We start from the raw sequence: 1,193 nt of genomic DNA, 5'->3' as shown, positions 1-1,193 counted from the left end.
ACGCACATGGCGGCGCCGAGAAAGACGACGACGACGAGCGCGTTGATGGCGATCTCCTCGGTCCAGGCGAGGCTGTTGTTCAGCGCATAGCGCGTGAAGAACTGCAGGAAGACGCAGGCGACCATTCCCCAGAATACGGCCAGCGTGATCCAGTCCTCGATGCCGTGGTGCGACAGGTCGACGTGTGCCGGCACCTCCTCGAAGGCGTGAGCGATCTCTTCGACTGAAATCTCGGTATGGTGTTCCTCGGCCATCGGCGCGGGCTCCCGAAGCTGGTGGGTAGTCAGGGATTGGAAAGGCCGTCCGGCGCAACGTGGGGCCGCACGGATGGGCAGGTTAAAGCGGCGAATCCGATTGCCGCTCTATCCCTTTGTTTGAGCATCTGATTTTCCTGATGCCTTACTTGATCGCGCGGATCGCTTCCCAATCGGCCTTGTTGTAGCCGAACTCCTCGAACGTGACCTTCTCCAGCACATTCTTCTCGAAATCGGCGCGATCGACATCGGTCACGGTGATGCCGCGGTCCTTGAATACCTGCACCAGTTCCTTTTCGCGGGCGACGATCTTTGCCGTGGCGCGGGCGGCGGCCTCCTGCATCACTTCCGTGAAGATCTTCTTGTCCTCGTCGGAAAGCGACGCCCAGCGCGACGCCGATATGATGGTGTTGAGATGATCGACGATGTGGCCGGTGAGCACGATGTGCTTCTGCACCTCGTAGAATTTCTTCGCTTCGATGGTGGTCAGCGGATTCTCCTGCGCCTCGACAGTGCCGTTCTGCAGCGCCAGGTACACTTCGGCGAAGGCGATTGGCGCGGTGTTGGCGCCGCAGGCGCGCGGCATGGCGAGATAGGCCGGCACGTCGGGAACGCGCATCTTCAGGCCTTGCATGTCGGAGCATTTGGCGATCGGCCGGTTCGAGGTGGTCTGCCGCGTTCCATAGTAGGTGGTGGCGGTGATGTGATTGCCGGTCTTGTCCTCGTAGCCCTTGGTCAGGGCCTTATAGACGTCGCTTTTGGTGTATTTCAGCAGATGGTCGGCGTCGCGGAAGGTGTAGGGGAAATAGGTGACGCCGATCGGCGGATATTCGCGCGCTGCGAAGCTCGACCCGGAAATGATGATGTCGACGGTGCCGAGCATCAGGCCCTGGTTGATGTCGGCTTCCTTGCCGAGCTGCGAGGCCGGATAGACGTCGA

2 protein-coding genes are annotated in these 1,193 nt (G+C 60.7%); both read right to left on the bottom strand.

All coding sequences use genetic code 11. The annotated features are described in order from the left end of the window. The coding region (locus tag EH240_RS37020) for a TRAP transporter small permease (protein ID WP_125007249.1) at nucleotides 1-254 on the bottom strand (254 nt) is incomplete at its 3' end. A 145-nt stretch (nucleotides 255-399) separates the two neighbouring features. Continuing rightward, nucleotides 400-1,193: DctP family TRAP transporter solute-binding subunit (locus tag EH240_RS37015; RefSeq protein WP_125007248.1), on the bottom strand; the 794-nt coding region annotated here is incomplete at its 5' end.

The organism is Mesorhizobium tamadayense, assembly GCF_003863365.1.
Taxonomy (GTDB): Bacteria; Pseudomonadota; Alphaproteobacteria; order Rhizobiales; family Rhizobiaceae; genus Mesorhizobium; species Mesorhizobium tamadayense.
Note: the sequence above shows the minus strand (reverse complement) of the source record. Positions and strands in the feature narration are given on the sequence as shown.